Origin of the sequence: Pseudomonas sp. K5002 (genome assembly GCF_013386655.1) — a bacterium.
GTDB lineage: Bacteria > Pseudomonadota > Gammaproteobacteria > Pseudomonadales > Pseudomonadaceae > Aquipseudomonas.
The window spans coordinates 1-323 of record NZ_JACARK010001640.1 but is presented as its reverse complement, the minus strand read 5'-3'; the positions used below and the strand labels follow the sequence as shown (position 1 = coordinate 323).

The following is a 323-nucleotide window of genomic DNA, read 5'->3' as shown; positions in this document are numbered from 1 at the left end:
CGCAACCTGGGCATTGGGCCTTGGGCTGGCGACTTATCCGCTGACCTGGCAACTGCTGGCGGGAACGGCGGCCTGCGCCGTGGGGGTAGCGGGTGTGCATGGCTTGTTACGGCCCCTGGCACAGTTGAACCAGCGGGCACGGCTGATTGCCGATAACCCGCTGAGCCAGGCGATCTACACCGGGCGCAAGGACGAGTTCGGGCGTATCGAGTTTGCCATGCAGATGCTGGAGGCCCAGGTGGGCGCAGTGGTCGGCCGGATTGGCGATGCGTCGCAACGTCTGTCCGGCCATGCCGCGGCGCTGGTGCAACAACTGGACAGCA

The 323-nt window shown here is 66.3% G+C and carries 1 protein-coding gene; it reads left to right on the top strand.

All coding sequences use genetic code 11. The annotated features are described in order from the left end of the window. On the top strand, window positions 1–323 hold a 323-nt coding region (locus HX846_RS38435), incomplete at both ends, for a HAMP domain-containing protein (protein WP_178967604.1).